Source organism: Haloarcula halobia, from assembly GCF_029338255.1.
Lineage (GTDB): Archaea > Halobacteriota > Halobacteria > Halobacteriales > Haloarculaceae > Haloarcula > Haloarcula halobia.
Genome location: NZ_CP119787.1, coordinates 3,257,624 through 3,281,732, shown reverse-complemented (window position 1 = coordinate 3,281,732; position 24,109 = coordinate 3,257,624). Strand labels below are relative to the sequence as shown.

Sequence of the window (24,109 nt, the reverse complement as noted above, 5' to 3'; positions counted from 1 at the left end):
CCGTTCGTCAGTCGACGTGAGTGCCGCGGCCGGCGACTGGCGCTCGTGAACGCACCATGAGAGATGTCACACAAACCCCCGACGAGGAAACGCCGTACGAGTGTTTCGAGTGCGGTGCCGTCGTCGTCGCAGAGGACAATCCCGACCCCTGCCCGAGCTGCGGTGGCGAGATGCGGAACCGACAGACGCCACTCGAGTGACGATGTCGGTCGACCCCTCACAGCCACCCCTGCACACTTCGGCCCAGCCATGACGGACGTCCAGACTCGCCTCGAAGCACGACGCCCCGTCAGGTACGTCGAGGCCCCGACGGCCGTGCCGGCGTTCCGGGCCGTCACACACGTCTGGCACTTCCCCAGCGGGGACGTCCTCCTCGAGCGCGAGGAGCGACGCGACTGTCTCCTTCCGGACGTCGACCACGTCGACGTTCCAGCGAGTGCGGTGAACTGCGTCAACGACGCCGTGGTACTCGAGACGGACACCACTGTCCGCGCCTCGGAGGAACCGGGTGGTCTGATAGTACAAGAATTTGATACAAACGTAGTGCTATAGTGAGATAACTCCAGAAAACCACGCGACGTAAGCCCTACGATCAGTCACAACTATACGATAATTTCGTATAAATCTCCGGACTGAATGGATAGCTTTTGGTACGTCGATTTCCCTGGTCGATACATGTCCGACGTCAATCCGTACCAGAGCCTGCGGACACAGATCGACGAGGCGGCCGAGTACCTGGACGTCGCCGACGGCCAGCTCGAGCGGCTGAAAAATCCCGAACGGATCCTGGAGACGAACCTCTCCGTCGAGATGGACGACGGCTCCATCGAGGTCTTCCGCGCGTACCGGTCGCAGTTCAACGGCGACCGCGGTCCGTACAAGGGCGGCATCCGCTATCATCCGGAGGTGAGCCGCGACGAGGTCAAGGCGCTCTCCGGGTGGATGGTCTACAAGACGGCCACGAGCGACATCCCCCTCGGCGGTGGCAAGGGCGGCATCGTCATCGACCCCAGCGAGTACTCCGAGAGCGAGCTGGAGCGCATCACGCGCGCCTTCGCGGAGGAACTGACGCCCATGATCGGCGTCGACCGCGACGTGCCCGCCCCCGACGTCAACACGGGCCAGCGCGAGATGAACTGGATCAAGGACACCTACGAGACCATCGAGAACACCACCGAACCCGGCGTCATCACCGGGAAGGACCTCTCCAGTGGCGGCAGCGAGGGCCGCGTCGAGGCGACGGGCCGGTCGACGGTCGTCGCTGCGCGCGAGGCGTTCGACTACCTGGACAAGGACCTCGAAAGCGCGACCGTCGCCGTCCAGGGCTACGGCAACGCCGGATGGATCGCGGCGAAACTCGTCTACGAGATGGGTGCCGACGTGGTCGCCGTCTCGGACTCCAGCGGTGCCATCTACGACGAAGAGTCCCTCGACCCCGTCGACGTCAAGGAGTTCAAGCGTGAGACCGGGAGCGTCGTCGGCTACCCCGACGCCGCGGCGGAACTCACCAACGATGAGCTCCTGACCCTCGACGTCGACCTGCTGATTCCGGCCGCCCTCGAAAACGCCATCGACGAGTCGCTGGCCCCCGAGATATCCGCCGACGTCGTCTCAGAGGCGGCGAACGGCCCCATCACGCCCGCAGCCGACGATATTCTCAGCGACGAGGACGTCCTCGTCGTCCCGGACATCCTCGCCAACGCCGGCGGCGTCGTCGTCTCGTACTTCGAGTGGGTGCAGAACCGCCAGCGCTTCTACTGGTCCGAAGAGCGCGTCAACGAGGAACTCGATTCGACCATCGTCGAGCAGTTCTGGAACCTCGTCGACGCCTACGAGGATCGAAAACTGCCGTCGCTCCGGACCGCCGCCTACGTCGTCGCGCTAGAGCGCGTCATCGACGCCAGCGAGCAGAACGGGACCTGGCCTTAGTCTCTCCCGCCCGGTCGCTCGACACGTCGTTCGTCGCCAGCTCACTATTCTCCGCTGATTCTGGCAGTCATCACCGCTCGAGCCGCATTCGCTGTGCCGTCGAACCGTCCATCGAGCACTCCGATCCGAGTCCCCGACGGACAGAAGATATTTACCACAGGAGAGTTACTCACGAATTGAGTAACTAATGACGATACTCGTCACTGGGGGCGACGGCTACCTCGGCTGGCCGGCGGCCCTGCGGATCGCGGACCGAACCGACGACAGAGTGATCCTCGTGGACAACTTCGCCCGTCGCGAGTGGGTCGAGGAGGTCGGCGCGACCAGCGCCACGCCCGTCGCGAGCATCGACGCGCGCCTCGAGGCTGCGCGAGAGGTCCACGGGCTCTCGAACCTCTCCTTTGTCGAGGGTGACCTCGTCGAGAAGTCCTTCGTCGACGAGCTGCTGGCGGTCCACGAACCCGACGTCGTGGTCCACGCGGCCGCCCAGCCCTCCGCGCCGTACTCGCAGATCAACGGCGAGCGGGCCAACTACACCCAGCACAACAACCTCCAGGCGACGCGCAACCTCCTGTGGGGCCTCGAAGAGCACGACCTCACGGACACCCACTTCGTCGAGACGACGACGACGGGCGTCTACGGCGCACCCGAGTTCCCCATCCCCGAGGGCGGCGCGACGATGGAGAACCAGGGCGAGCGCGACGAGGTCCCGTTCCCGGCGATGGCGGGTAGCTGGTATCATCTTACGAAATCGCACGACGCGGCCAACATGCGCCTCGCGCACACGCAGTTCGACATCCCCGTCTCGGACGTCAGGACGGCCATCGTCTACGGGACCGAGACCGAGGAGACCCGCGCGGACGATCGCCTGAAGACCCGCTTCGACTTCGACTACTACTTCGGGACCGTCGGCCACCGATTCGCCGCCCAGGCCGTCGCCGGCTACCCCGTGACCGTCTACGGTAAGGGCGAGCAGCGCAAGCCGTTCATCTCGCTCGAGGACGCCGTCGAGGGGCTGGCGCAGGTCGCGCTCGTGGACCCCGACGACCGGCCCGAGGGCCTGACCGTCTACAACCAGGTCACGCGCGCCATCAGCATCGTCGAGATCGCCGAGACCATCGCCGAGGTGGGCGACGAGTTCGACCTCGACGTCGCCGTCGAGCACTTCGAGAACCCCCGCGACGAGGACGAGACCCACAAGATGGAGATCGAGAACGACCGCTACGCCGCCCTCATCGGCGGCCAGTCCCAGACCTTCGAGGAAGGTGTGCGAGACATCTTCGAGACGCTGACCCGCTACGCCGACACCATCGAGGCCCACGAGGACCGCTTCCTCCCGGGCGTCCTCAGCGAGGACTGACCGATGGACGTGCTGGTCACGGGGGCGTGTGGCTACATCGGGAGCGCACTGCTGCCGATACTGCGCGATAGCGAGACCGTCGACCGAGTGGCCGTCCTCGACAGCCTCGAATCGGGGTCGCCACGTGCCCTGCTGGGCACCCTGGGCGACGACCTGGACTTCCGCCGGGGCGACGTCCGCGAGTACGGCGACGTCGAGAGCGCGATGCGCGGCGTCGACCGCGTCGTCCATCTCGCGGCCATCACCGGGGCGTCGAGCACCCACGACCGCCGCGAGGAGACCTTCGCGGTGAACTACGACGGCACCGAGAACGTCCTGACGGCCGCCGGGAAGCTCGGCGTCGACCACGTCGTCTTCGCCTCCTCGTGTAACGTCTACGGCCGCGCGACCAGCACCGACATCGACGAGACGGTCGACCCGGACCCGATCAACCCCTACGCGGAGACGAAACTCGAGTCCGAGACGCTCGTCCGCGAGTACTGCGCGGAGTTCGACATGACCGGCACCTCGCTGCGGATGGCCACCAACTACGGCTACTCGCCGGGCGTCCGGTTCAACCTCGTGGTCAACTACTTCGTCTTCCGCGCGCTGACCGGCCGGCCGCTTACAGTGTACGGCGACGGCTCGAACTGGCGCCCGTTCGTCCATGTACGAGACGCCGCGCGTGCCTACGCCGACGCCGTGTTACATCCCGAGACGTGGGACGAGTGGGCGTACAACGTCGGCTCCGAGGCCGGCAACTACCGCGTCGCGGAGATCGCTGATATCGTGGCCGACGAGGTGGCGCCCGTCGACGTGACCTATCTCGAAGACGAGCATCCGGGCCCGTCGTATCACGTCAACTTCGACCGCCTCGCGAGTACCGGATTCGAGACCGAATGGACGCTCCGCGAGGGCGTCCGCGACCTTGCAGCGGAGTTCACCAATGCCTGAACGAACTATCGAGACGCCACACGTTGCAGTGACCGGCGCGGCCGGATACATCGGTAGCCGCGTCGTCCACGACCTGCAGGAACAGTACCCCGAGTGGGAGATTACCGCGCTGGACAACTTCTATCTCGGGCAAGTTCGCTCAATCGGCGACCTGGATATCGAGCACGTCGACATCCGGAACCGCGACCGCCTGGAACGGACGCTCTCGGGCGCAGACATCGTGATGCACCTGGCTGCCGTCTCGGGTGTCGACGACTGCGAGGAGAACGCGGACCTCGCCTACGAGGTGAACGTCCAGGGGACCGAGAACGTCGCCTGGTTCTGCCGGAAGACCGGCGCCGGGCTGATCTTCCCGTTCTCGATGGCGGTCCTCGGTGACCCCCAGGAGTTCCCGCTGACCGTCGACCATCCGCGGGATCCGATGAACTGGTACGGGCGGACCAAACTGCTCAACGAACGCGCTATCGCGGACTTCGCCGACGGTGCGTTCCCCGCCCACCAGTTCATGATCTCGAACCTCTATGGCGACCACGAGATAGACGGTGAGCGAATCTCGAAAGGGACCGTCATCAACTTCTTCCTCTCGCGGGCGCTAGCCGGCGAGACGCTGACCGTCTACGAACCGGGGACGCAGTCGCGGAACTTCGTCCACGTGAAAGACGTGGCTCGTGCGTACGTCCGGAGTGCCGAGCGGATGCTCGACCAACTTGGCGAGGGTGACACCGGCGTCGAGAAGTACGAGATCGCGAGCGACGAAGACCCCGGTGTCCACACGGTCGCGAAGATGGTTCGAGACGCCGCAGCCGAACGGGACCTGGAGTGTACCGTCGAACTGGTCGAGAACCCGCGTGCGGGAGAGGAGACCCTCGTCGACTCGTTCGAGGTAGACACGTCCCGAGCACGCGAGCGCCTCGGCTGGGCACCCGAGCAGACCGTCGAATCGACGATTCAGGCGGTCCTCGACGCCGAACTGGACTGAGTCACGCCGACTGCTTCGGGTACCGGGGGAAGATCGTCGTCCGGGGCCGTCGCAGATCCTCTCATCTGGTCGCGAGGACGTCACGTTACGACTTCGACAAGAGTTTTACCGGCCGGCGGACCAACTGACTACCATGAAGGCTGTCGTACTCGCCGCTGGAGAGGGAACCCGGCTTCGCCCCCTCACCGAAGACAAGCCGAAAGGAATGGTCGAGGTCGCGGGGAAGCCCATCCTCGCTCACTGTTTCGAACAGCTCATCGACCTCGGCGCGGACGAACTCCTGGTCGTGGTCGGCTACAAGAAGCAAGCGATCATCAACCACTTCGAAGACGAGTTCGAGGGCGTCCCCATCACCTACACCCACCAGCGCGAGCAGAAGGGGCTGGCACACGCGCTGATCACCTGCGAGGAGCACATCGACGACGACTTCATGCTGATGCTCGGGGACAACATCTTCCAGGCGAACCTCCAGGACGTCGTCAACCGCCAGCGCGAAGACCGCGCGGACGCAGCCTTCCTCGTCGAAGAGGTGCCCTGGGACGAGGCGAGCCGGTACGGTGTCTGTGACACAAACAAGTACGGTGAAATAACCGAAGTAATCGAGAAGCCAGAGGACCCGCCGTCGAACCTGGTGATGACCGGTTTCTACACGTTCACGCCGGCCATCTTCCACGCCTGTCATCTGGTGCAACCGTCGAACCGCGGCGAGTACGAGATCTCCGACGCCATCGGCCTCCTGCTTCACTCTGGCCGGACGATCGACGCGATCCGAATGGACGGCTGGCGCAACGACATCGGCTATCCGGAGGACCGCGACGAAGCCGAGGAGCGGTTGCAGGGGGAAGTAAACCCCGACCTCGCGGCCGAGAATCTCGCCGCGAGCGAGTGACTTTGAGGCCAGAATACGGTAGTATTCCCGACAGGTCTGTCCACGCTGGGAGGCGACCCGGACTCGCCCGTGAGATCTGGCTCGGAACCCTTTTATCTGGTTGGTAACACAACTCCAACAATGAGGACGGGTTGGCGGTATCGACTCACCGCGATTCTGGGCGCAAGCGGGATTGTCGTAGCCGCCGTTGCAGTGGCGAATACAGCAGTCGTCCAATCCATGCTGACCTCGCTCCCGGTCGTTGCTCGACTGGAACCGACGACGCTGGGCCTTGTGAACCTCCGAGACGAACTCGTCACCACACTGGTCATCGTCCTCGGTTCGCTGTGGCCACTGTTCAAGCCGCGTCCACGCCGGATTCTCGACGTCATCTCGCTGGCCCAAAAGCGCATCCTGGTGGCTGCGGCGCTGCTGGCGACGATCGGGTACTTCGACTGGTCGACGCGGTTACCGCGGCTGACGCTCATCGGGGTGACCGTTCTACTCGTACTTGTACTGCCGCTGTGGTTCGTCTACATCCGACAGCGGCCCCAGTCGTCTTCACGTGCGATCCTCGTCGGCGACGATTCCGAAACGATGGAGACGCTGTTCGAAGCAGCCGAGGTGCCGATCCTCGGGTTCGTCGCACCACCCAGTGTTCAGGTACCCGAGAGCAGACTCCCGGATGGTGGGATGCTCGTGGACTCGACTGAACGACTCACCCGTCTCGGCGGACTCTCACGACTGACCGAAATCCTGGTCGAGTACGACGTCGATACCGTCCTGCTTGGCTTCCAACGACCCGACCGACAGGAGTTCTTCGGCGCTATCGCGACCTGTTACGAACACGGCGTCCAGGCGAAAGTCCACCGAGGTCACGCCGATAGCGTCCTCGTGACGAACGCCGCCGGCAGCGATATCGTCGAGACGGACCTCGAACCGTGGGACTGGCAGGATTACGTCGCGAAACGCATCTTCGACGTCGTGTTCGCTGCTGTCGGATTGATCGGCCTGTCACCACTACTTGTGGTCATCGCAGTCAGCATCAAGCTCGACTCGCCCGGCCCGGTTCTCTACAGCCAGCGCCGAACCGCGGAGTTCGGGGAGACCTTCGACGTCTACAAGTTCCGCAGCATGGTGGCTGACGCCGAGGCAGAGACGGGTGTGAAACTGAGCGAAGAAGACGCTGGGGGAACCGACCCGCGGGTCACGGCTGTCGGCAGGCTCCTTCGCAAGACCCACCTCGACGAGATACCCCAGCTCTGGTCGATACTCGTCGGCGACATGAGTGTGGTCGGCCCGCGGCCGGAGCGGCCGGAACTGGACACCGACATCGAGTCTGATGTCGACGAGTGGCGGAGCCGCTGGTTCGTCAAACCGGGGCTCACCGGGCTCGCACAGATCAACGACGTGACTGGCCACAATCCCGAGGAGAAACTCCGATACGATATCGAGTACATTCGCCGGCAGTCCGTCTGGTTCGACATGAAAATCGTCATCAGAGAGATCTACAGCGTCGGTCTCGACGTGCTTTCGATAGTTGCCCCCACTTCTGACGACGAATGAACAATCGAGGTAGGGTCGACAGACAAGTGCTCGCACAGAATGGAAAGACCAATACATGGACTGTGTAAGGAGTGAAATATGACTGACCCGGAGGAATCTGCAGGACTCATCGACGACGAGGGGAAGCTCTTCGGACTCGTCAACGTCGTCGACCTCCTCGTCGTATTGCTCGTTCTTGCGGTCGGTGTCGCGGGAGTGGCGCTGGTCCAATCGAGTGGTGGAAACTCTGGAGCGAGCGAACCAGCACCGACGCGATACGCTACACTGTCCTATTCTGCACCACTATCGAGCGACGCGGCACTCATTGGCGTCGACGATACGGTAACTCCGCCGGGGGAGGACACGGCGTTCACGGTCGTCGACGTCTACCGGAGTTTCACGACCGACGGCCAGGCCCACGTCTTGACTCGGGTGGCGTACACCGGCACGCCATCGGGAACTGACGGCCGACTGTACGGCGGGGATGAGACGAGTCTCTCGACGGGTTCCTACCGCGTCGCTGCCCATGCTCTCGCGGTCAATCAGACAGCCACCGACATCCCGACCACGCGCGTTCCCGTCGTCCTCAGTGCGAACGTGACAGATGCGACTGCCCGTGCGCTCGAACCCGGACAGGAGGCCACCATCGGTGACGAAAGCGTCGCGAGGATCGAAACGGTGACCGAACGCTCGCGAACAGAGCACCGACGCCAGTTGCTGGTGGGCGTCGAACTCGTGGCCTGGGACACTGAACCGGTGCCACAGTTCGATGGGGAGGCGCTCCGAGTGGACAACGACGTGACCATCGTGACGGACACCACCACGCTCCGTGGCCAGGTCTACACGGTCGGAACGACGAACGCGTCGGTCGGCACGTAGCCCTCAGATCATACGTAACCAATGAATTCAGCGGAAATCTACGAGGCGTCGTCGGTCAAGCAACTCGCAGACCGGACTCGCGCAGTCCAGGCGGCGCTCGAGACGAGTTATCACCGGTCTCGTCTCGGACGGAGGATCGACAGATTCGCACATTTCGTTCGCGAGTCGTACCTCTTCCGGTGGCTGACCGCGGAACCGGAACCCGACGTCGTCGTCATCGACCTGCGCGAGACGGTGACTGTCGGGCCGTTTCTCGCGGTTCTCGACAGACTCGTCCCGACTGCAACACGCGCCTGGTCCGCTTCGCGAATCCACACCATCACTGGCACCATCGAGCGAGATTTCAAGACCCAGCCAGTTCGCTTCGTGAGCCTGACGCTCGTGGTCGCACTCGCGGTAAACACGCTGCTCGCCTTGGCAACCGCGACGATGACGCCGCTCGAATTGAGTCTTCGTATCGCTGTACTCGTGCTCGCAGTCGTCGGTACCCGGGTACGGTATTCGTGGGCCGAACTGACCGAGACGCGAGCGTACGCCCTCGCTGTTGCACTGCTTGAGCCTCCTGAAATGCCTGCTGAAGACGAGTCGGAGTCAAACGACAGCGAGCGGCCGCCTCGAACACGGTGACATCGTCGTCACCGGTCTCCGTCGTGGGGCCGAATACCTCGAAATCTGCCCGTCCGTCTACTCGATGTCGATGCTCCGCGCCGCTTCCGCCTCACGCTTCGGGAGCGTGACGGTCAGGACCCCGTTGGACAACCTAGCGGTGACGTCCTCGGCCTGGACCTCCTCGGGCAGGCGAATGGACCGCTTGGTGGTCGTGTGGCGTCGCTCCTGACGGAGGATGTCGCCACTCTCCTCTTTGCTCTCCTCGCCCCGTTCGGCCTCGATGCGGAGCGTGTGGTCGGTGATCTCGATGCTGATCTCGTCACGCTCGAACCCGGGCAGGTCGACGGTGGCGACGAACTCCTCGTCGCGCTCGACGAGGTCGATAGCCATCGATTCGGCCTCGGGCATCCATCTGGCGAGGGGACCCTCGCTCTCCCACGGTTGCGGTGCCTCGTCGAACTGGCGGCTCATGCGTTCGAACAGTCGTTCGAGTTCCTCGAAGGGATTGCCGCGTGTACTCATTGTCTGGCCCTCCGCCAGTATAATTGAATACCTGACAGAATAGTTCTATCGATTCCACGGACAGAATCGCCCCGACCCACCCTGATTTATCACCCTCGTTGCCGGCGTGCGCGAACCACTTATTATTCAACCGATTGATGGTACGGGTATGCGAGAGACGTACGTCGACCAGCTCATGTCCCGCCCGATAGAGACCGTCGAGTCCGGGACGCCGGTCACAGAGGCGGCGGCGCGGCTCATCGAACAGGACGTCGGCGCGGTCATCGTCGCCGACGCGGACCGCCTGGCGGGCATCCTCACGGCGACGGACTTCGTCCAGATGATCCGGGACGGCGCAGTGTCGCCGGAGGCGACCGTCGGCGAGTTCATGCACACCGACGTGGTGACGACGACGAAGAGCCGGCCGGTCAGCGAAGTGGCCGCGAAGATGCTCGACCACGGCATCCACCACGTGCCGGTGGTCGACAACGGCGAGGTCGTCGGCATCATCACGACGATGGACCTGACTGCCCACCTCTCGCGGTCGCTCGGCGCCTGAGAGGCGTTCGCGATATCTTCGGGGCTTCTTCCGACTCACGCTTTTGGCGAGATTGCGCGGCTTGTCGATGTTGCGCCCTAGCCGAGCGGCGACGTGGTAGGCGACCAGTTGCAGGTGGATGTTCGCCAGGATGGCCGCCGCACGCGGGTGGGTCTCGGGGAGTTCGAGCACGTGGTCGGCGTAGCGGCCGACGTCGCTCTGGCCGTCGGAGATGGCCACGACCGGCGCGTCGCGGGCCTCGACTTCCTTGACGTTGCCCACAGTCTTGCGGGCGCGCTCGTCGTCGCCGGTCACGATGGTGAGGCGCTCATGCACACAGCTGTGAAACTCCTTTGATCGCCATCTGTGTCGCTATAACCGATACGTAACGAAGATAGCTGACCGGCTACGTCCAGTAGAGGGCCTGATGCACTTCCCGTATCCTACCCTGATGTCGAGTATGCATATCGCTCTGATCGGCCTGCAGGAAAGACACCGAGCAAATCTCAGAATGGGATACATATGGACGTGAATAGCCGAGAACCCCTTCGTATACTAGCTCTCAATAAGCGAAGCTGGTTGGATAGCGAACCTGGGGGGGCAGAGCGGAACCTCGAAAAAACGCTGACCCATCTGAGCGAACGTGGTCACGACGTCCATCTGCTATCCGGCGAAAGTGGTCGTAACGCCGTGGAATCTCACTCTGGCGTCTCTATCCATCAAGTCGGCCACACGGAACGACTCGGCGGGGCAATAGATTTCTTCCTGTCGTATCTCCTCGTTTCGCTGTACTATTACTGGTACCTCTACAAGCTGTCTCCCGATGTCGTCTACACTGTAAATACCCCGCTTCCCTGGCCCGTCATCGCTTTCGCGCCTCGTGTTGCAATCTATCATCACATCTCTCTCGATTCATTCTTCGAAACGCACCCGTTCCCGACTAATTTGGTCGGTTACGTAGCGCAGTGTCTCGGCATCTACCGTGACCGCGATGTACACACGGTTTCGGTGAGTCCGAGCACGACGGAAGAACTCGTCGATAGGGGACACCCACCGGAAACCGTCCACGAAATACGGAACGGCGTCGACGTCAGAAAATACACATTCTCGGACCCATCACCGCACCCGCGAGTACTGTATCTGGGTGGCCTCGTGACGGAGAAGGGGGCAGATAGAATTCCTGAGATCTACGACCATCTCCGTCGAATGTCGTCCCGGGAGATTCACCTGGATATTGCCGGACGGCATGGGCCCGAGCGGAGCACGATCGAACGGTACTCTGCCGACAAGAGCTGTGTTACGTTCCATGGCTACGTGAGCGAGGAAGAGAAATTAGCCCTGCTGGAATCGGCCTGGGTGCTACTAGCGCCGAGCCGTATCGAGGGCTACGGGATCGCGATAATCGAGGCTAATGCAAGTAAAACACCCGCCATCGGCTCTGATATCAAAGGCCTACGTGACTCTATCAAACACGAGGAAACTGGTCTTCTGGTTGCTGGGGACGATTCCGAACGATTCGCGAGAGCAGTTCTACGCCTCGTGGAGAACACGGACCTGCGCACCGAGATGAGTGACACGGCTCGCGACTGGGCAGAGTCCCACTCCTGGGAACGTTCTGCTGCACGACTCGAACACGTATTTTATCGCTCCGCGGACTCAGACTCGACTCCGCTGTGACTACTGACGCAACGCCCTGTTCGTTCGCAGGCACTGCGTCGACGACCCTTCAGAGCCGGAACGACGGAGTGATCTCAGTCCATCTCGCGCAGGGCTGCGGAATATACCGTGCCTGGTAGGCCGACGTTCAGGAATTAGCGTTGTTGTCACGGACGCCAAACCCAGCCCGCGTCAGGCCAAAGCGCGTATCCGTGCCGTCGCTCGTGGCCCAGACCGCCGGCGTGACAGTGCTGTTCCCGAGAGCCTCGAGGTCGGCTGTCGTTGCCGCGACGATCTCGCTGTTGACACCCCAGAACTGCCGAACGTCGCCGTCGTCGTCCGTCCCGTTCCAGGCGTACAGATCCGTGCGTCCCCCGGCACCGCGGTCGGTCGCCACCGGGAAGCCCGATACCGAGGCCCCATCGATGACCACGTCGACGCGAATGCTGTCGGTGGAGACGTCTCGTTCGATGGCGGCGTACGTATCACTCGTCTCCCGCCACCCGACCCGCAGGACGCCCCCACTGCCGGGGGCGTTGCCACGGGCGAACGCCATCGCACCGCGGCCCAGGTCCGCCTCGCCGGCTGCCGACAGCTGGGACGTGTCACCGGTGCCCGTCCCGGCATCGAGCAGGACCTGGCCCCAGTCGTTGCGTGTCGGCGCCTGACCGTCGCCGCGAGTGGCCGTCTCGAATCGAATGGTCATATCGAGGTGGGACGCTTCGGTCGCGGTCCAGCCCGCCATATCAATATCCGCGGGTGGGACCATCGGCGCCAGTTTGTCGATGCTGGCGTTGGACCCCGCTCCCGGCGCGTCGACGCGATTCCGTTCACCTTCGATGCGGGCGGAGACGGCATCGTCGGCGTTCGTCACTCGGTGCAGCAGTTTGACGATGTTATCGTGACCCTGGCCGTCCCCGCCGGACGCCGCCGCCGACAGGGTTCGGACGCCGTCGACGGCGCCGTCGGCCACGTCGGCGCGTGCATTCTCCGTCTGGATGTACAGTTCGTTCCAGCCACCGTTTGCCACCTCGCAGCCTGCATCGCCCACCCGGTCAACTTGCATCCGGTACTCGCCGCGGTCAACGCCCAGCGATGCGCTCTTCTTGCCCAGTTTCAGCCCGATATCCGGTAGTTTGTGCTCGATGCGAGTCGTGTTGTGGTGGCAACTGCTCGCTGTCCCCGACGCATAGATGTACGTCCCGATGTCGAACTCGCCGATAGCGGTGTAGCGTAACGTCGACCGCGTCACGTCCGGCAGCCTGACGAACGTCGAGAGATCTCCAGCCGGCACGCCGTAGCAGTTAACATACAGGTCCTTGATCACGACGGTCCCTACGTTGCCGCTGCTGGTCTCCTCGGGTTTCCCGAAGAACGCCGTGCCGTCCCACGACGACAGGTCGACGCTGGCGCCCTGGCAGTCGATGATGAGTGTGGATTTCGAGAGTCCGTCGGGGAGCTCGATACCCGTCGTCCAGTCACCGTCGCCGTAGCTGCCTGGTTCGAGCTTGACCGTCCCACCGTCGCTGCCTAGCCTGTCTACCGCGTCCTGTATATCGTCGGGCGTCGATGCGACTTGCGCGCCGGCCTCGACGTAGACCCCCTCGCCACTACTACCGGGCTTTTTCGCGCTCCGTGCCGTCCCGACCCGTCCGAGACCAAGTCCCGCCGCGGCCGCGAGGCCACTCGCCTTCAACACTGTCCTCCGGTGCCAGGGTGACCTGGAGGTATCCCCGTCCCCGCGCGCTATCTCCCGACCGTCCGTGTTGTCTTTTGCCATCGTCCTGTGCCTGCCGGTATCCGGGGTAATGGATTCTTACCAGCCGTCTGCAGAAACGTACCACTTTGTGCAGCACCGCGAGTTCTCCCGTGGGAGACAAGTCGAACGGCCCGGAGACGACACGTCCTGACCGCGCAGTACCGACATACGGGGGCTCTCCTCTGCTGTCTGACGTTGTAATCGATACGGAGTAAGCTCATATTACGACGTCTCGGACGCCGGTGTTGTACGGTGTCGTTCGGTGTGTGCTTGTGGCGACGCGGACCTGGGGAACAGAACTTCCCCACATCGCTCGTCGACTGGTGTCTCGAAGTTGGCAGTTGGCTGCGCCCGTCACGGCGAGTCTCCCTCCTTCCTATCCACTTCCGAACCCACCTACGGCGCGGGTTCCCGACGCGGGCACGTCTCTATCGCCGTGCTTGAAGAACTAAGGTAGTCTATATTCATATCCCGTCAACCGGGTGCGTTCAATGTGGACCGGCCTCAAAAGTTCGGCGTTATCGTCAGTGCCGTCGGACTCACAGTGGCGATGCTGCATACGCATATGACGGGCCGTTTATATCCCGGTCTGCCGGCTGGCATGGCACTCGCCTCGTGTGCGATTCTGGTGAGTACCATCCGGTCAAACGCGTCTCCAATCTCCGGTATTGTGACGATCACGTTACTCGCCGTGGCCGGTCGAGTGTACGCGTATCTGTTCGCGCCGAGCATGATGCGATTGGACCCGGACGCTCATGCGGTCCGTAGCAGGGTCATCATCGAAAACGGCGACCTCACTGGTCTCCCGACGGGATTCTACTCCGCAGCACCGGGATTCAATCTAATCGGCGCACTGAGTTCGCTCGTAACCGGGCTCCAGGTCGACAGTGCCTTCGTGATTTTCCCTATCGCAGTTGGAGTCTCATTACCTCTGAGTGCAGGTGCACTAGCGGCGCGAGTGGCAGGCGACAACAGCGCCTCGTTAGTTGCCGCTGCTGTCGTTACCGTCGGAGCACCGACGTTCCTGTTTGGGATCGCTCCGATCCCGATAGCACTCGCCGCGATATTTCTGTCTGCTATCGTACTCGTACTCGTAATCAGTCCCGACAACCGTATCGTATGGCAGGCGGGGGTCGTTTTCGCCTTACTATCCCTCGCAGGGAGCTTGACTCACAAGATCCCCCTCTTTCTGTTCGCCCTGATTGGATTGGTCAGCGTTGGGTATACCGCGTTGACGCGTCTCTCCACGCCAGAGGTCTCGCTTCGTAAAATGGTAGTGGCGACGACCCTTGCCATCGTCGTGCTCGGAGTCCAGTGGGTGTACATCACCGAATATTTTCAAACGGCGACGATACTGATCTACGATGTCTTCGGGCTCGCCGAAGTCCCGACCGCATACACGCCTGTTAAACCGGCAGAAGCGACTCCAATCGACCCACCGCTTGTAACCAAACTCCGGAACCTGTCGTACTTTTTCATCACGGTCGGGACCGGCGCTGTCGCGGGACTCCTATTGTTCTGTCAATATACCCGGGAGAACGTGAGAGTCCTCCAGGCTGCGGCCTTCGTGACGGTCGGCGTAACACTCCCTGGCATCGTGGGTGCCGGTCCGGGATTTCAGCGCACCTACGTGTATGCATCGGCCTTCGTCGCGGCGCTGATCGGAATCGGAATCGTTCACTTTGCACGCTCTACCAGACGATGGCACCGCTCTGTGGCCGGTATCGTCTTACTCGCGATTCTGATCGCGAATCCGTTTGCGGTCGTCACGATGCCGGACTTTCCGGGGACGCCACGTGAGTATCTGTCCACCCAAGAAGTCGAGGGTAAACACTTCGGCAACGAGTACGTGGAGGACGTGGTCTACACCGACTTGTACTATGGCGATGAAGTCGTCGATTTCGAGAGAGCAGCGGGTCGGGGCGATCAACCCCAGGAGACCGTGCCGAATCCGACTTACGACCAGGGGCTCTTGAGTAAAGAGCTCAAGAACAACACGTTACTAGAACACGGGTATCGATATATCTCGATACGCACTAACGTGGAAGTCTGGCGATTGAAGGGTGGCCGATATCGTCTGTTGTGGAACCCGGAACGAACCCTCGATTCGAGCCGACAGTACAACCGCTTCTATTCAAATGGGGGGGTCGCTATCTACAATCTCCGGTGAGCGTTGTTTTGACTCCTATATCGGTCCCCTGTGGAGAGAAACTCCTCTATAATCATACCGGAGCGGGCCCACTCTGACGAAACGAATGAACGTCGTCTCGAGTGTGGCGTCTGCTCTCCCGGAGGCAGCAGCGGAACCACTCAAATCGGTATATTTTCGTTATCGATCGTTCTCTGCTGACAGAGCGCACGAGCCTCCGTCGAAACCAATTCAGCCGCGGTCGGATGCCCCTCCTCACCTATTACTGATCGTCATCGATGCTCTCCGCCCCGACTTCGTCCCAGACCTCCCGATAGAGTTCTCGCACGCCATCGCACCCGCCCCCTGGACCTATCCGTCGGTAACGAGCATGCATACCGGACTCCGACCCAGTGAGCACGGCGCAGTAACAAATACAGCCACCAACGACGATGGCCTCGCGATTCCCGCACAGACTGCTGCAGACCCACATTTACCCGGCAAGTTAGAATCTGCAGGCTACGATACGTATGCGGGGTGTGCGTTTCCCATGCCGTTCCAAGCAATAACCGGTTGGTACCAGAACCACCGGTGCTATTCTGATGCGCAGGCCTCGGTGGTCATCGAAGGGTACCGGGACTGGAGACGGGGCCGCCCACGCACTGCGGGCTATCTTCATCTCGGAGACCTTCATGCTCCAGTCGGAGCGCCCCAAGCGTATCTTGACGACCACGACGTAGATATGTCGCTTCCCGATCTCAGGTATATTCGGCGCTACCGGACTGACTTTGACGAGACCAACCCTGAATGTGTCCGATACAGAGAACACAAATTCCGGCTCCATCGGGCAGCACTCGCGTATGTTTCTGACCGCATCTGGAGTCTGTTTGAAGAGATAAAGGACGACACGTTGGTGATTATCTGTGGAGACCACGGCGAAGCGTTGTGGGAGCACCAAGCTCAAGACCGGCAGATAACCGACTCACGACCCAACCACTGTTTGGGACATGGAGGGACGCCCTTTGACGTCGTTTCGAGAGTGCCGATTGGTTGCTGGGCACCGACTGGAGAGTCGCTCACGCCGACTGGTGGATGGGGGTCGCTACGAGACATCCCGGCGACGCTGCTTGAATCTGTCACGGGTGAGCACGACATACCTGGGAGGAGCTGGCACGAGAGAATCCCAACCGATCGTGCGGTCGTCTGCGAAGGAGCGCGCTACGGTGTGGAACGGAAGGCCGTGTATCGAAACGAGTGGAAGCTCGTCCACTCGAAAGCCGACGGGGTCACACTCGAGGCGAAAATCGACGGCGAAGAGGCCTTCGGTGAGATCCCCGACTCCGTCGCCACAGTACTGTACGAAGAACTCCCGGACCGATGGGAGACCGGGAGTCAGAGCGGGAGCGTCCCACAGGTCACCAGAGACCAACTCGAATCACTTGGCTACATGTAAAATGCACGTCGTGGGGAACCGTCCTAACAGTGCTCGGTAAGTCGGCAGCGTCCTGCTGTTCGGCATCAGACGGTGTGGCTCATACTGCCGGCTGTAACATGTAGAAAATACTCGGCATCCCGGGGTGCCGAGAATCTTTACGAACGTACAGCCGGCAGTATCAGACACCTTTCTTCGCGATTTGTTTCACTTTGGTCAGATCGATCCCGAATCGCGATTCTATCTCGTCGATCAACCTAATGTCTTCCTCGTCAATGCTCCTCGTAAGCAGGAGGAGGAGTGGTTGAACCAGGACGAAAACCACGCCAAGTCCGATCAGTCCGAGAATGCCGAGTGGCCTCGGTATCACCACCGAGAGACCCCCTCCGAAGGCGATCATCGCGACGAGGAATTTGGTCGTGTCTATCGAAAACGGGTGGATATCTTTACTGAAATATATCCACCCCAGCTCGATCGAATTGTAGACCGCGTAGCCGAGTATCGTCGCCACGGCAGCCCCGACGATTCCATACGCTGGAATCAGCACCACGTTCATGACGAAGTTCACGACAAAGCCCGGGATCGCTGAATACAGTTCGATACGGGGGCGGTCGATCGCTTTGACCATCGGTCCATCGAGCCCACTGATAGCCCTGAACAGAAGACCGCCGGTCAGAACCGCTAAGACGGGACTTGCCGGCAAGTATTCGTTCCCGAAGAAGTGTTGAACAACTGCTCCCGAAAAGAGCGCAAAGACGAGTAAGGGTGGGAGGGTAATAAGCAGGATCCACTTCGTCGAAACAGTGAACATCTCCTCGAGCTGGTCTATCCTATCTTGCTCGTAATATCTGGTAGCCAGTGGTAGAAATATGAACGTGAACGCTGACATTCCAAACGTCGCCACCTGTTTGAACGGCTGTACAGACCGATAAAACCCGACAGATTCCGCGTCCAGGAAGTAGCCGATCATCAGGATATCGAGGTTTGCAAGCAGCAGAAACACGACCGAACTTATCGCAAGGGGCCACGAAAATGCGAACAGATCTACTATCGTCGTCCGATCCGGCAGGGACTCCGACACCGCGTTAGTAGTCGCGAAATCTCGCATGAAATAGACCGAGAACAGTAGTGTGAACGCCGGGAACGCAATCCAGTAGACGATCGCCCCGTAATAGTTCTCGCCGAGCGAAAAAAAGAGACCGAGTAAGAGCAATGCGACGAGACGACCGCCCAAGGGGCGTGACATCATGGCCTTCAGGGTCTGTTCCCTCGCCCGGAGTGTCGCAAATGACGTTACAGAGAGTGGGTAGATGACTAGATAGGGAATGAACAACGAAAGAGGCACGACGATATTCTCGTCGTTTACCAGCTCGGATATCGGGTGACGCAGAGAATAGACGATCAGGGCGGTAAAAATTCCAGATGCCAGTACAATTGTGTAGCCAGAGAGAACTACCTTCAGCTGTTCTGTGTCCGACTTGAGCGAAGAAAACTGTCGGGTGACACCTTCGTGGACGCCGAGCAAAATGATACTCCCCAGCGATGAGATGATCGTGAACGCCAGCGCGATTCGACCGTAAGTCGTTGGTGCGAGTGACCTGACAATTACGATTTCCGCTACCAAGCCTAACAAACGACCGACAACTGACGCAACAAAAACTAACGCGGCACTTTGAGCCAATTTAACCAGCGGTGAGGTCTCAGTCATTCTCGTCGGCCTCGTTTGGTGGCAACTAACTATTGTATCCGGAACTCCATCTCGTGTAAGTACACGAGAGACAAACCGGGTCTTCTAATTGAGGAATAATACCAATTTAGTTATCAGAACCGAGGTATAAAATCGTTGTGATAATGACGATAGATTGAAACAAAACCCAAAACAAAGATGAGGAATATTTTGATGATTACGGTCGACAGCTTACGAGCAGACACCTGCGGGTTTATCGGCGATACCGGCTGTACTCCGTTCCTTAGTTCCATAGCCGACCGCAGCCTGATTTTTGAAAACGCGATCTCTCCAGGGCCCCGAACACCGTCCTCGATACCAGTTCTGTTGACTGGTGAATTCAACAGACACGACGGCTATCACATGAGATCCCAGCGGAACGCTATCAGACACCATCTTCGGACTCATTCGACCATCCCCGAACGGGTATCGCAATCGGGATATACGACGGTCGGCTTTTCGGCGAACCCCTGGACAGCGATCGATACTGGATTCGACGACATCTTCGATGAGTTCGTCGAGCTCAATCCTGCTTCGGAAAACGGCGTCGACGCATTTACTGACATGAAGACTGTTCGTGGGTTCGATTACTTTCTCGAGAAGATTGGACAGACCGACTTCTTGAAGTGGGAAAGCCGACGTGAATGGTTGAGTCACTGGGCAGGATATTATGACCAAATAAGAGAACGCGTACGGTCGTTGGACGAGCCGTACTTCGTGTGGATTTTCCTGATGGACACACATCAGCCATATATCGTCCCCCGCGATTTCCGGGAGGATTCCAGCGGCCTGAAGATGTACCTTTCGCTGCTGAACTATGCTCGCGGTCGAGCTGAAGGGCTGTCAGAACACTCCGAACAGTGGCTGAAAGAATGTTACCGGGATGCGGCTCGCTCAGCTGACGAATTCATCAGGCGGCTTGCACAGGACCTCGAGGCATCGGCGCCAATCCTGTTGATGCACTCCGATCACGGGGAATCGCACGGGGACCACGCAACGTACGGGCACGAACAGCAACTGTTCGAGGAGAACATCCGTGTTCCACTGTTGATTCACGGAACCGACCAGAACGATGCCGTGACGGACCCTCTCTCATTGTCGACACTTCCACGGCTTGTAGAGCTTCTAACCGAAGGTCGAGCAGATTCTCTCGGTCACCTGACCACCGACTTCGTACTGTCTGACGTAGAAAGTATCCCGGTAGCGAATCGACGGGCGAAGAAAATGAATTACACCCCCCATTACTGTTCGATCCGGGGAAAGCGCTACAAATACATTCAGACACCGGAAGGACCCGAACTCTACGACCTGCACGCAGACTCGAACGAAATGACCAACATAGCCGACCCGAACAGGGACCTCGTAGCGCAGTTTGAAAGACTAGCGAACGTGAAGACGGCGAAACAGATCGAGAAAAAGCGACTGCGATCTGCCATCGGTGACAGTGCCCTGTCAGCGAGTCAGGTGTCGAGATAACCCAGTGACTGCAGACGGTCTTTCACGGCTTCTTCATCGGCTAATTCGTCCACAGGATCAAACTGCTGGAGCACGCTCCGGATGAGATACTCCGCGTATTCGTCGGCGGATTCGAAATTCGAATTTACAGCCCGGTTCTCCACTTTCTCGTAAAGCTCACCGGATATTTCCAGCGTCTTTGTACTCATTCCTTGATGACATTTCTGCACATAGATATATACGCTTTCTGCTGCCCACGGTTCCGATTGCCTTCTACTCACTCTGATATCCACAGACCGGTCCTTTGCTGATTTCGCCGATCACCAGCGTCAGTACAGTAGGGAGACCCGGGCCCAATCGGAGGTCAGAGAATCGTCTCAAGAGCTCAGAAGTCCCCATCGAGTGTTGAAACGTTTATCCACAAGTGGACCTCTCTATAGGGTTCCTCATCTCTCGAGGGGGACGTGCCCGGATTCTTGTAGAGCCGATACTGTAACCGGAGGTTCCGGCCCGTCATCCGAGGCGTAACTTCATGACGGTACTGCCAGCTTCGGCTGTGGGCCAGTGTTAGATTGTAACTCCCGATTTCGGAGACAGTCATCACTTCTGGCTCGGGTCCGGTCGTCTCGACGTGTTGTAGTTCCACGACGACGCTGTAATCGACCGTTTCGTACTCCTGGTTTTCGACGCCGATTACCAGTGATCGGCTCTGGCCCCGTCGAAACTCCGTTGGATAGTCGTCTGCGACGAGATCTCCATCCGCATCTTCGCTCAGCAGGTAAAACTCGGTAAATCGGTCGCCCTGGTTGGGGTTCGTCAACGCGTACTGCGCTGTTACACCGGCCGTCAGCACACTGAGTACGACGATGACGTTCAGCACCGAATCGAATGTCGAGTCGGGGCCACGGTTCTCGATCCACTCGATCGACGTCAATTGCGTATACCCGACCTGAAACCGTTCTTCTTCGGGAAGTCGAAAACGTCGAAAAGTCGCGATACAGGAGAGAAGGAGCGTCAGCACGGTGAGACCGATAACTACCGGGTGTAATCTGATCCCCCAGGGAGAGAAATTCAAGAGGAGTCCAGTGAACAGGATGAGCGCGAGGCTAGTCGCGATCGAGAGAACTAGTCGTTCCAACGGAGATACCTCTACAGTCCCCTCTCTCGGTGTATCCGAGCTACGGAGCTCGGACTCAGGGAAGATGGCTGCAATCAGCGTGTAACCCGGGACAAAGAGTAGAACCGAAACCCCCAGCGCGATTCTGAGAAGGTTGGTAGCGGGATGAGACAGCGTGACCACCAGGGCTGTCAGCGCAATCAGAACGATTACCACGGCGATATCGACCGGGACTCGCCTGAGATGGGTATAGACCCTCCGCCAAACGTTCGTCCCGGACATTGTGTTTTCTACGATGGCTGTGGGGGTAAATAGGAATGTGGACGATATTTGCGATTCAAACTGTTCATTCCGGTGGTGTCGCGTTGTGATGAAACTCGCCCGAGACGTACAATATAACTCAGCATTCCACGCCGAGACGCAAACTGGCGGCTATCTGCATTCATCGTAGGCAGAAATGTATCCGTCGACGATCTTTTCCGGTCTGTACTTCGTTACTGCGTCGTATCCTGCATGTGCCATCTCGGTTCTCAATGCCGGCCGTGAAAGGACCCTCTCCAGGGTCCGTGCCAGGTCGCTCGAGCTGAACGGATCGTACAGGACAGCGATGTCACCGAGAATATCGACCGAGCTCGGGTTCTCCGAACAGACGATTGAGGTTTTCGAACCCATCGCTTCGAGCCAACTTCGCGAAAACGGCTCCGTGTACCGGGACGCATGGACTAGGACACTTGCGTTCTTATAGACAGATGGAAGGCTATCGTACGGGCAATACTCTAGCGATACCTGTGAATCGCCTTCGATCAAGTCCCGTATCTCCCCTTCTAGCTCTCCTTTCCCATACAATCGCAAGGACCAATCTTCGTACTGCTGAGACAACGACTGAAACGCCTCGAGAACGGTTTTCGGCCCTTTCGACGGTTTTAGCCGCCCGACGAACAGTATCTCTTTTTCGTTCTCAGGCTCTACTATAAACCGGTCATCCAGTATATTGGGTACTTTCCGGATGTTATCGCTCTCGTAGCCACTTTTAGATAAGACCGATTTCATTCCCTCCGTCTGCACTGTGAGCAGGTCGGCTTGCTGGGCGATGGATTTTCCGAGCATGTTAAATGCAACTCGAGGGAGACATGTTACCCCGGTATACCCCTTCGTCTTCGCATACCGTATTCTATGCCGGAGGCTACATTCCGGGACTCCGTCACTCAGGTGCGCAACCGGATCGATGCAGGTCCACATGTGGTTATTGTACGTCGCAACTACCGGTGGGTCGGCACGGAGAACACACGCTGGAAGGTGCCGTACGTTGTATACGTGAATCACGTCGTACTCGTGCAAGTCCGGGAGGTGGAAGTACGCACTGAGGTTTTCACCGATCGCTATGGGCACGCCGTAGTGGGTGCCATCTGGCAGATGATATCGGTTATCCTGCATCCGCACTGGGTCTGCGCCGTCTTCGGTTAGAGCAAAAATATCGACGTGAACCCCGGCGTCTCGCAGCCCCTCCACTATCAGCTTGCTGCTCGTCCCTGCCCCACCAGGACTCCTCGGCGGGTACGCTGATGTAACGAAGGCTACGTCCATCGTATCGACCCACAGAGAACAACATAAAGAGAATGTGGTGGCTATAGTGGTGCAGTCCGGCTTCACACCCGCTGCAGGTATACAATGGAAGACGCACGGCCGTTGTTTCACTGCCGATGTCCCGACAGAACTGGGATTCGCGCCGGCCGGCGAACTATGTCCGTCCCTGGCCACGAAAGGCCTATACTGCGTACCCTAAGTCTTTGAGATGCTCGCTCAACCGCTTCTCACCTACCCTGGTCTCCTGTTTCCGGGTGTCCTCGCGGATTTCACGTCTGGTCTGGTACTCACAGACGAACCACGGAACCTCGGTCAAGGCGTCGTGATAGATATGATCCGGATGACCGTAGCCCTTTATCGGAATCGGCGACACGCGCTCTCCGAGCAACTCGCCGTGGTCTGCCGTGATGACAGATTTCCCCTCTAGCGACCCTATGAGCTCGTTTACGCTCGACAGAACCAGTTCTAAATTCTCGAGGTAGGCTTCTTCCAACTCGGATTCCGATATCTCGCCCGACGACATTATCTGCTGGAGATTTCGTTTCGCGTGACCGAACGTTCTCCGTCCAAACTCCCCGAGATAGGGCTTGTGGGGCTGTACATAGTGGACGATCAGGCGTTTGTGGGGGTACCGATCAGCGCACTGCCTGGCCCGTTCTGTCACCGCAGCTGGCGTAATCGCTCTCACCTCGTCATCCTGCCGACTCGTGTCGTCCAGAAATTCGATCGCGTGGAAATCAAGCCCGAGTTCGTCCTGCAACTTCACTATCCAACCGTTCGCGGAGATGTAGACGAGATCCCGAAGTTCACGGTTCGCGAAGTTCGAGCGGACAAAGTGTGGCGTCGAGGTCCCCCGAGACGTTCGTTGCTCAAACGTACCCCGCATATCGATAGTCTCCTGGAGCTTGTCGGCGCGACACGCATCAAGTATTATCAAATTGTCCCAGTCTTCTTCGAGAATCTTGACCCCGCTTGGATTGTACGCCCCGATCACCATCTGTTGATATATCTTATTCACTTTCATCAGGGCCATCGAGGGCGTCTCGACGGCGGTCAGAACTGGTTCGATGTTACCCATCTGATTGATTTGGTCAGGTCGGTGCCAATAAAG

At 59.6% G+C, this 24,109-nt stretch carries 22 protein-coding genes and 1 pseudogene; 15 read left to right on the top strand and 8 right to left on the bottom strand.

All coding sequences use genetic code 11. The annotated features are described in order from the left end of the window. Positions 1-56 precede the first annotated feature (56 nt). The 10 genes from P1K88_RS17280 (at position 57) to P1K88_RS17235 (ending at position 9,120) form a co-directional block, all read left to right on the top strand. The gene (locus tag P1K88_RS17280; protein WP_276275408.1) at positions 57-200 is read left to right on the top strand and encodes a rubrerythrin-like domain-containing protein; all 144 of its coding nucleotides are present in this window, start codon (positions 57-59) and stop codon (positions 198-200) included. A gap of 49 nt (positions 201-249) precedes the next feature. After that, positions 250-552 carry a hypothetical protein gene (locus P1K88_RS17275; RefSeq protein ID WP_276411499.1) on the top strand — a complete coding sequence of 101 codons (303 nt, stop codon included), beginning with the start codon at positions 250-252 and terminating at the stop codon, positions 550-552. Between the two features lie 123 nt (positions 553-675). Next, a complete protein-coding gene (locus P1K88_RS17270) occupies positions 676-1,929 on the top strand; it encodes a Glu/Leu/Phe/Val family dehydrogenase (protein ID WP_276411498.1) in 1,254 nt (417 codons plus the stop codon). 187 nt (positions 1,930-2,116) lie between these two features. Continuing rightward, on the top strand, positions 2,117-3,289 hold the full coding sequence (locus P1K88_RS17265; RefSeq protein WP_276411496.1) for an NAD-dependent epimerase/dehydratase family protein: 1,173 nt from the start codon (positions 2,117-2,119) through the stop codon (positions 3,287-3,289). A gap of 3 nt (positions 3,290-3,292) precedes the next feature. Next, complete coding sequence (locus P1K88_RS17260; RefSeq protein WP_276411495.1) at positions 3,293-4,222, top strand: NAD-dependent epimerase/dehydratase family protein; 930 nt, start codon at positions 3,293-3,295, stop codon at positions 4,220-4,222. Beyond that, the gene (locus P1K88_RS17255; RefSeq protein WP_276411493.1) at positions 4,215-5,201 is read left to right on the top strand and encodes an NAD-dependent epimerase/dehydratase family protein; all 987 of its coding nucleotides are present in this window, start codon (positions 4,215-4,217) and stop codon (positions 5,199-5,201) included. The genes P1K88_RS17260 and P1K88_RS17255 overlap by 8 nt, the downstream gene beginning before the upstream one ends. 133 nt (positions 5,202-5,334) lie before the next feature. Then, positions 5,335-6,090 carry a UTP--glucose-1-phosphate uridylyltransferase AglF gene (aglF, locus tag P1K88_RS17250; RefSeq protein ID WP_276411491.1) on the top strand — a complete coding sequence of 252 codons (756 nt, stop codon included), beginning with the start codon at positions 5,335-5,337 and terminating at the stop codon, positions 6,088-6,090. Positions 6,091-6,210: 120 nt separating this feature from the next. Beyond that, a complete protein-coding gene (locus tag P1K88_RS17245) occupies positions 6,211-7,635 on the top strand; it encodes a sugar transferase (RefSeq protein ID WP_276411490.1) in 1,425 nt (474 codons plus the stop codon). Between the two features lie 78 nt (positions 7,636-7,713). After that, a complete protein-coding gene (locus tag P1K88_RS17240; protein ID WP_276411489.1) occupies positions 7,714-8,493 on the top strand; it encodes a DUF4330 family protein in 780 nt (259 codons plus the stop codon). A 21-nt stretch (positions 8,494-8,514) separates the two neighbouring features. After that, positions 8,515-9,120, top strand: coding sequence for a hypothetical protein (locus tag P1K88_RS17235; protein WP_276411487.1), 606 nt, complete (start codon positions 8,515-8,517; stop codon positions 9,118-9,120). Positions 9,121-9,177: 57 nt separating this feature from the next. Here P1K88_RS17235 and P1K88_RS17230 read toward each other — a convergent pair whose 3' ends face one another. After that, positions 9,178-9,624, bottom strand: coding sequence for an Hsp20/alpha crystallin family protein (locus P1K88_RS17230; RefSeq protein ID WP_276411486.1), 447 nt, complete (start codon positions 9,622-9,624; stop codon positions 9,178-9,180). A 148-nt stretch (positions 9,625-9,772) separates the two neighbouring features. Here P1K88_RS17230 and P1K88_RS17225 point away from each other — a divergent pair, with 148 nt between their 5' ends. Next, positions 9,773-10,162 carry a CBS domain-containing protein gene (locus P1K88_RS17225; protein ID WP_276411484.1) on the top strand — a complete coding sequence of 130 codons (390 nt, stop codon included), beginning with the start codon at positions 9,773-9,775 and terminating at the stop codon, positions 10,160-10,162. A gap of 33 nt (positions 10,163-10,195) precedes the next feature. Here P1K88_RS17225 and P1K88_RS17220 read toward each other — a convergent pair. After that, positions 10,196-10,459: pseudogene (locus P1K88_RS17220) on the bottom strand (SIS domain-containing protein); the annotation flags it as partial. A 204-nt stretch (positions 10,460-10,663) separates the two neighbouring features. Here P1K88_RS17220 and P1K88_RS17215 point away from each other — a divergent pair. After that, on the top strand, positions 10,664-11,818 hold the full coding sequence (locus P1K88_RS17215) for a glycosyltransferase family 4 protein (RefSeq protein WP_276411482.1): 1,155 nt from the start codon (positions 10,664-10,666) through the stop codon (positions 11,816-11,818). A 127-nt stretch (positions 11,819-11,945) separates the two neighbouring features. On the opposite strand, the gene P1K88_RS17210 is transcribed toward P1K88_RS17215, so the two are convergent. Then, entirely contained in the window at positions 11,946-13,577 is a 1,632-nt protein-coding gene (locus tag P1K88_RS17210; protein ID WP_276411480.1) for a hypothetical protein, read from the bottom strand. A gap of 580 nt (positions 13,578-14,157) precedes the next feature. On the opposite strand from P1K88_RS17210, the gene P1K88_RS17205 reads away from it, so the two are divergent. After that, entirely contained in the window at positions 14,158-15,726 is a 1,569-nt protein-coding gene (locus tag P1K88_RS17205; protein WP_276411479.1) for a hypothetical protein, read from the top strand. An 85-nt stretch (positions 15,727-15,811) separates the two neighbouring features. Further along, entirely contained in the window at positions 15,812-17,137 is a 1,326-nt protein-coding gene (locus P1K88_RS17200; RefSeq protein WP_276411478.1) for a sulfatase-like hydrolase/transferase, read from the top strand. A gap of 160 nt (positions 17,138-17,297) precedes the next feature. Here the strand turns inward: P1K88_RS17200 and P1K88_RS17195 are convergent, their stop codons facing one another. After that, the gene (locus P1K88_RS17195; RefSeq protein ID WP_276411476.1) at positions 17,298-18,824 is read right to left on the bottom strand and encodes a flippase; all 1,527 of its coding nucleotides are present in this window, start codon (positions 18,822-18,824) and stop codon (positions 17,298-17,300) included. A gap of 192 nt (positions 18,825-19,016) precedes the next feature. Here P1K88_RS17195 and P1K88_RS17190 point away from each other — a divergent pair, with 192 nt between their 5' ends. After that, positions 19,017-20,318 (top strand): sulfatase-like hydrolase/transferase, encoded by a 1,302-nt coding sequence (locus P1K88_RS17190; protein ID WP_276411475.1) that lies wholly within the window; start codon positions 19,017-19,019, stop codon positions 20,316-20,318. Here the strand turns inward: P1K88_RS17190 and P1K88_RS17185 are convergent. The 4 genes from P1K88_RS17185 to P1K88_RS17170 form a co-directional block, all read right to left on the bottom strand. Then, positions 20,303-20,506: a hypothetical protein gene (locus P1K88_RS17185; protein WP_276411474.1), complete on the bottom strand. Its 204-nt coding sequence runs from the start codon at positions 20,504-20,506 to the stop codon at positions 20,303-20,305. The two genes, P1K88_RS17190 and P1K88_RS17185, sit on opposite strands and share 16 nt — an antisense overlap. A 176-nt stretch (positions 20,507-20,682) precedes the next feature. After that, positions 20,683-21,696, bottom strand: a complete 1,014-nt coding sequence (locus tag P1K88_RS17180) for a DUF1616 domain-containing protein (RefSeq protein ID WP_276411472.1) — start codon at positions 21,694-21,696, stop codon at positions 20,683-20,685. Positions 21,697-21,846: 150 nt separating this feature from the next. Further along, positions 21,847-22,998, bottom strand: a complete 1,152-nt coding sequence (locus tag P1K88_RS17175; RefSeq protein ID WP_276411470.1) for a glycosyltransferase family 4 protein — start codon at positions 22,996-22,998, stop codon at positions 21,847-21,849. A 181-nt stretch (positions 22,999-23,179) separates the two neighbouring features. Continuing rightward, a complete protein-coding gene (locus tag P1K88_RS17170; RefSeq protein ID WP_276411468.1) occupies positions 23,180-24,076 on the bottom strand; it encodes an alkaline phosphatase family protein in 897 nt (298 codons plus the stop codon). Between the last annotated feature and the right edge of the window lie 33 nt (positions 24,077-24,109).

Coding starts and splice junctions, on each gene's coding strand:
- P1K88_RS17210 (WP_276411480.1), bottom strand. CDS start 13,577: ATGGCAAAAGACAACACGGACGGTCGGGAGATAGCGCGCGGGGACGGG.
- P1K88_RS17205 (WP_276411479.1), top strand. CDS start 14,158: ATGGCACTCGCCTCGTGTGCGATTCTGGTGAGTACCATCCGGTCAAAC.
- P1K88_RS17195 (WP_276411476.1), bottom strand. CDS start 18,824: ATGACTGAGACCTCACCGCTGGTTAAATTGGCTCAAAGTGCCGCGTTA.
- P1K88_RS17260 (WP_276411495.1), top strand. CDS start 3,293: ATGGACGTGCTGGTCACGGGGGCGTGTGGCTACATCGGGAGCGCACTG.
- P1K88_RS17185 (WP_276411474.1), bottom strand. CDS start 20,506: ATGAGTACAAAGACGCTGGAAATATCCGGTGAGCTTTACGAGAAAGTG.
- P1K88_RS17230 (WP_276411486.1), bottom strand. CDS start 9,624: ATGAGTACACGCGGCAATCCCTTCGAGGAACTCGAACGACTGTTCGAA.
- P1K88_RS17265 (WP_276411496.1), top strand. CDS start 2,117: ATGACGATACTCGTCACTGGGGGCGACGGCTACCTCGGCTGGCCGGCG.
- P1K88_RS17270 (WP_276411498.1), top strand. CDS start 676: ATGTCCGACGTCAATCCGTACCAGAGCCTGCGGACACAGATCGACGAG.
- P1K88_RS17235 (WP_276411487.1), top strand. CDS start 8,515: ATGAATTCAGCGGAAATCTACGAGGCGTCGTCGGTCAAGCAACTCGCA.
- P1K88_RS17240 (WP_276411489.1), top strand. CDS start 7,714: ATGACTGACCCGGAGGAATCTGCAGGACTCATCGACGACGAGGGGAAG.
- aglF (WP_276411491.1), top strand. CDS start 5,335: ATGAAGGCTGTCGTACTCGCCGCTGGAGAGGGAACCCGGCTTCGCCCC.
- P1K88_RS17200 (WP_276411478.1), top strand. CDS start 15,812: ATGAACGTCGTCTCGAGTGTGGCGTCTGCTCTCCCGGAGGCAGCAGCG.
- P1K88_RS17245 (WP_276411490.1), top strand. CDS start 6,211: ATGAGGACGGGTTGGCGGTATCGACTCACCGCGATTCTGGGCGCAAGC.
- P1K88_RS17190 (WP_276411475.1), top strand. CDS start 19,017: ATGATTACGGTCGACAGCTTACGAGCAGACACCTGCGGGTTTATCGGC.
- P1K88_RS17175 (WP_276411470.1), bottom strand. CDS start 22,998: ATGGACGTAGCCTTCGTTACATCAGCGTACCCGCCGAGGAGTCCTGGT.
- P1K88_RS17225 (WP_276411484.1), top strand. CDS start 9,773: ATGCGAGAGACGTACGTCGACCAGCTCATGTCCCGCCCGATAGAGACC.
- P1K88_RS17275 (WP_276411499.1), top strand. CDS start 250: ATGACGGACGTCCAGACTCGCCTCGAAGCACGACGCCCCGTCAGGTAC.
- P1K88_RS17280 (WP_276275408.1), top strand. CDS start 57: ATGAGAGATGTCACACAAACCCCCGACGAGGAAACGCCGTACGAGTGT.
- P1K88_RS17215 (WP_276411482.1), top strand. CDS start 10,664: ATGGACGTGAATAGCCGAGAACCCCTTCGTATACTAGCTCTCAATAAG.
- P1K88_RS17255 (WP_276411493.1), top strand. CDS start 4,215: ATGCCTGAACGAACTATCGAGACGCCACACGTTGCAGTGACCGGCGCG.
- P1K88_RS17180 (WP_276411472.1), bottom strand. CDS start 21,696: ATGTCCGGGACGAACGTTTGGCGGAGGGTCTATACCCATCTCAGGCGA.
- P1K88_RS17170 (WP_276411468.1), bottom strand. CDS start 24,076: ATGGGTAACATCGAACCAGTTCTGACCGCCGTCGAGACGCCCTCGATG.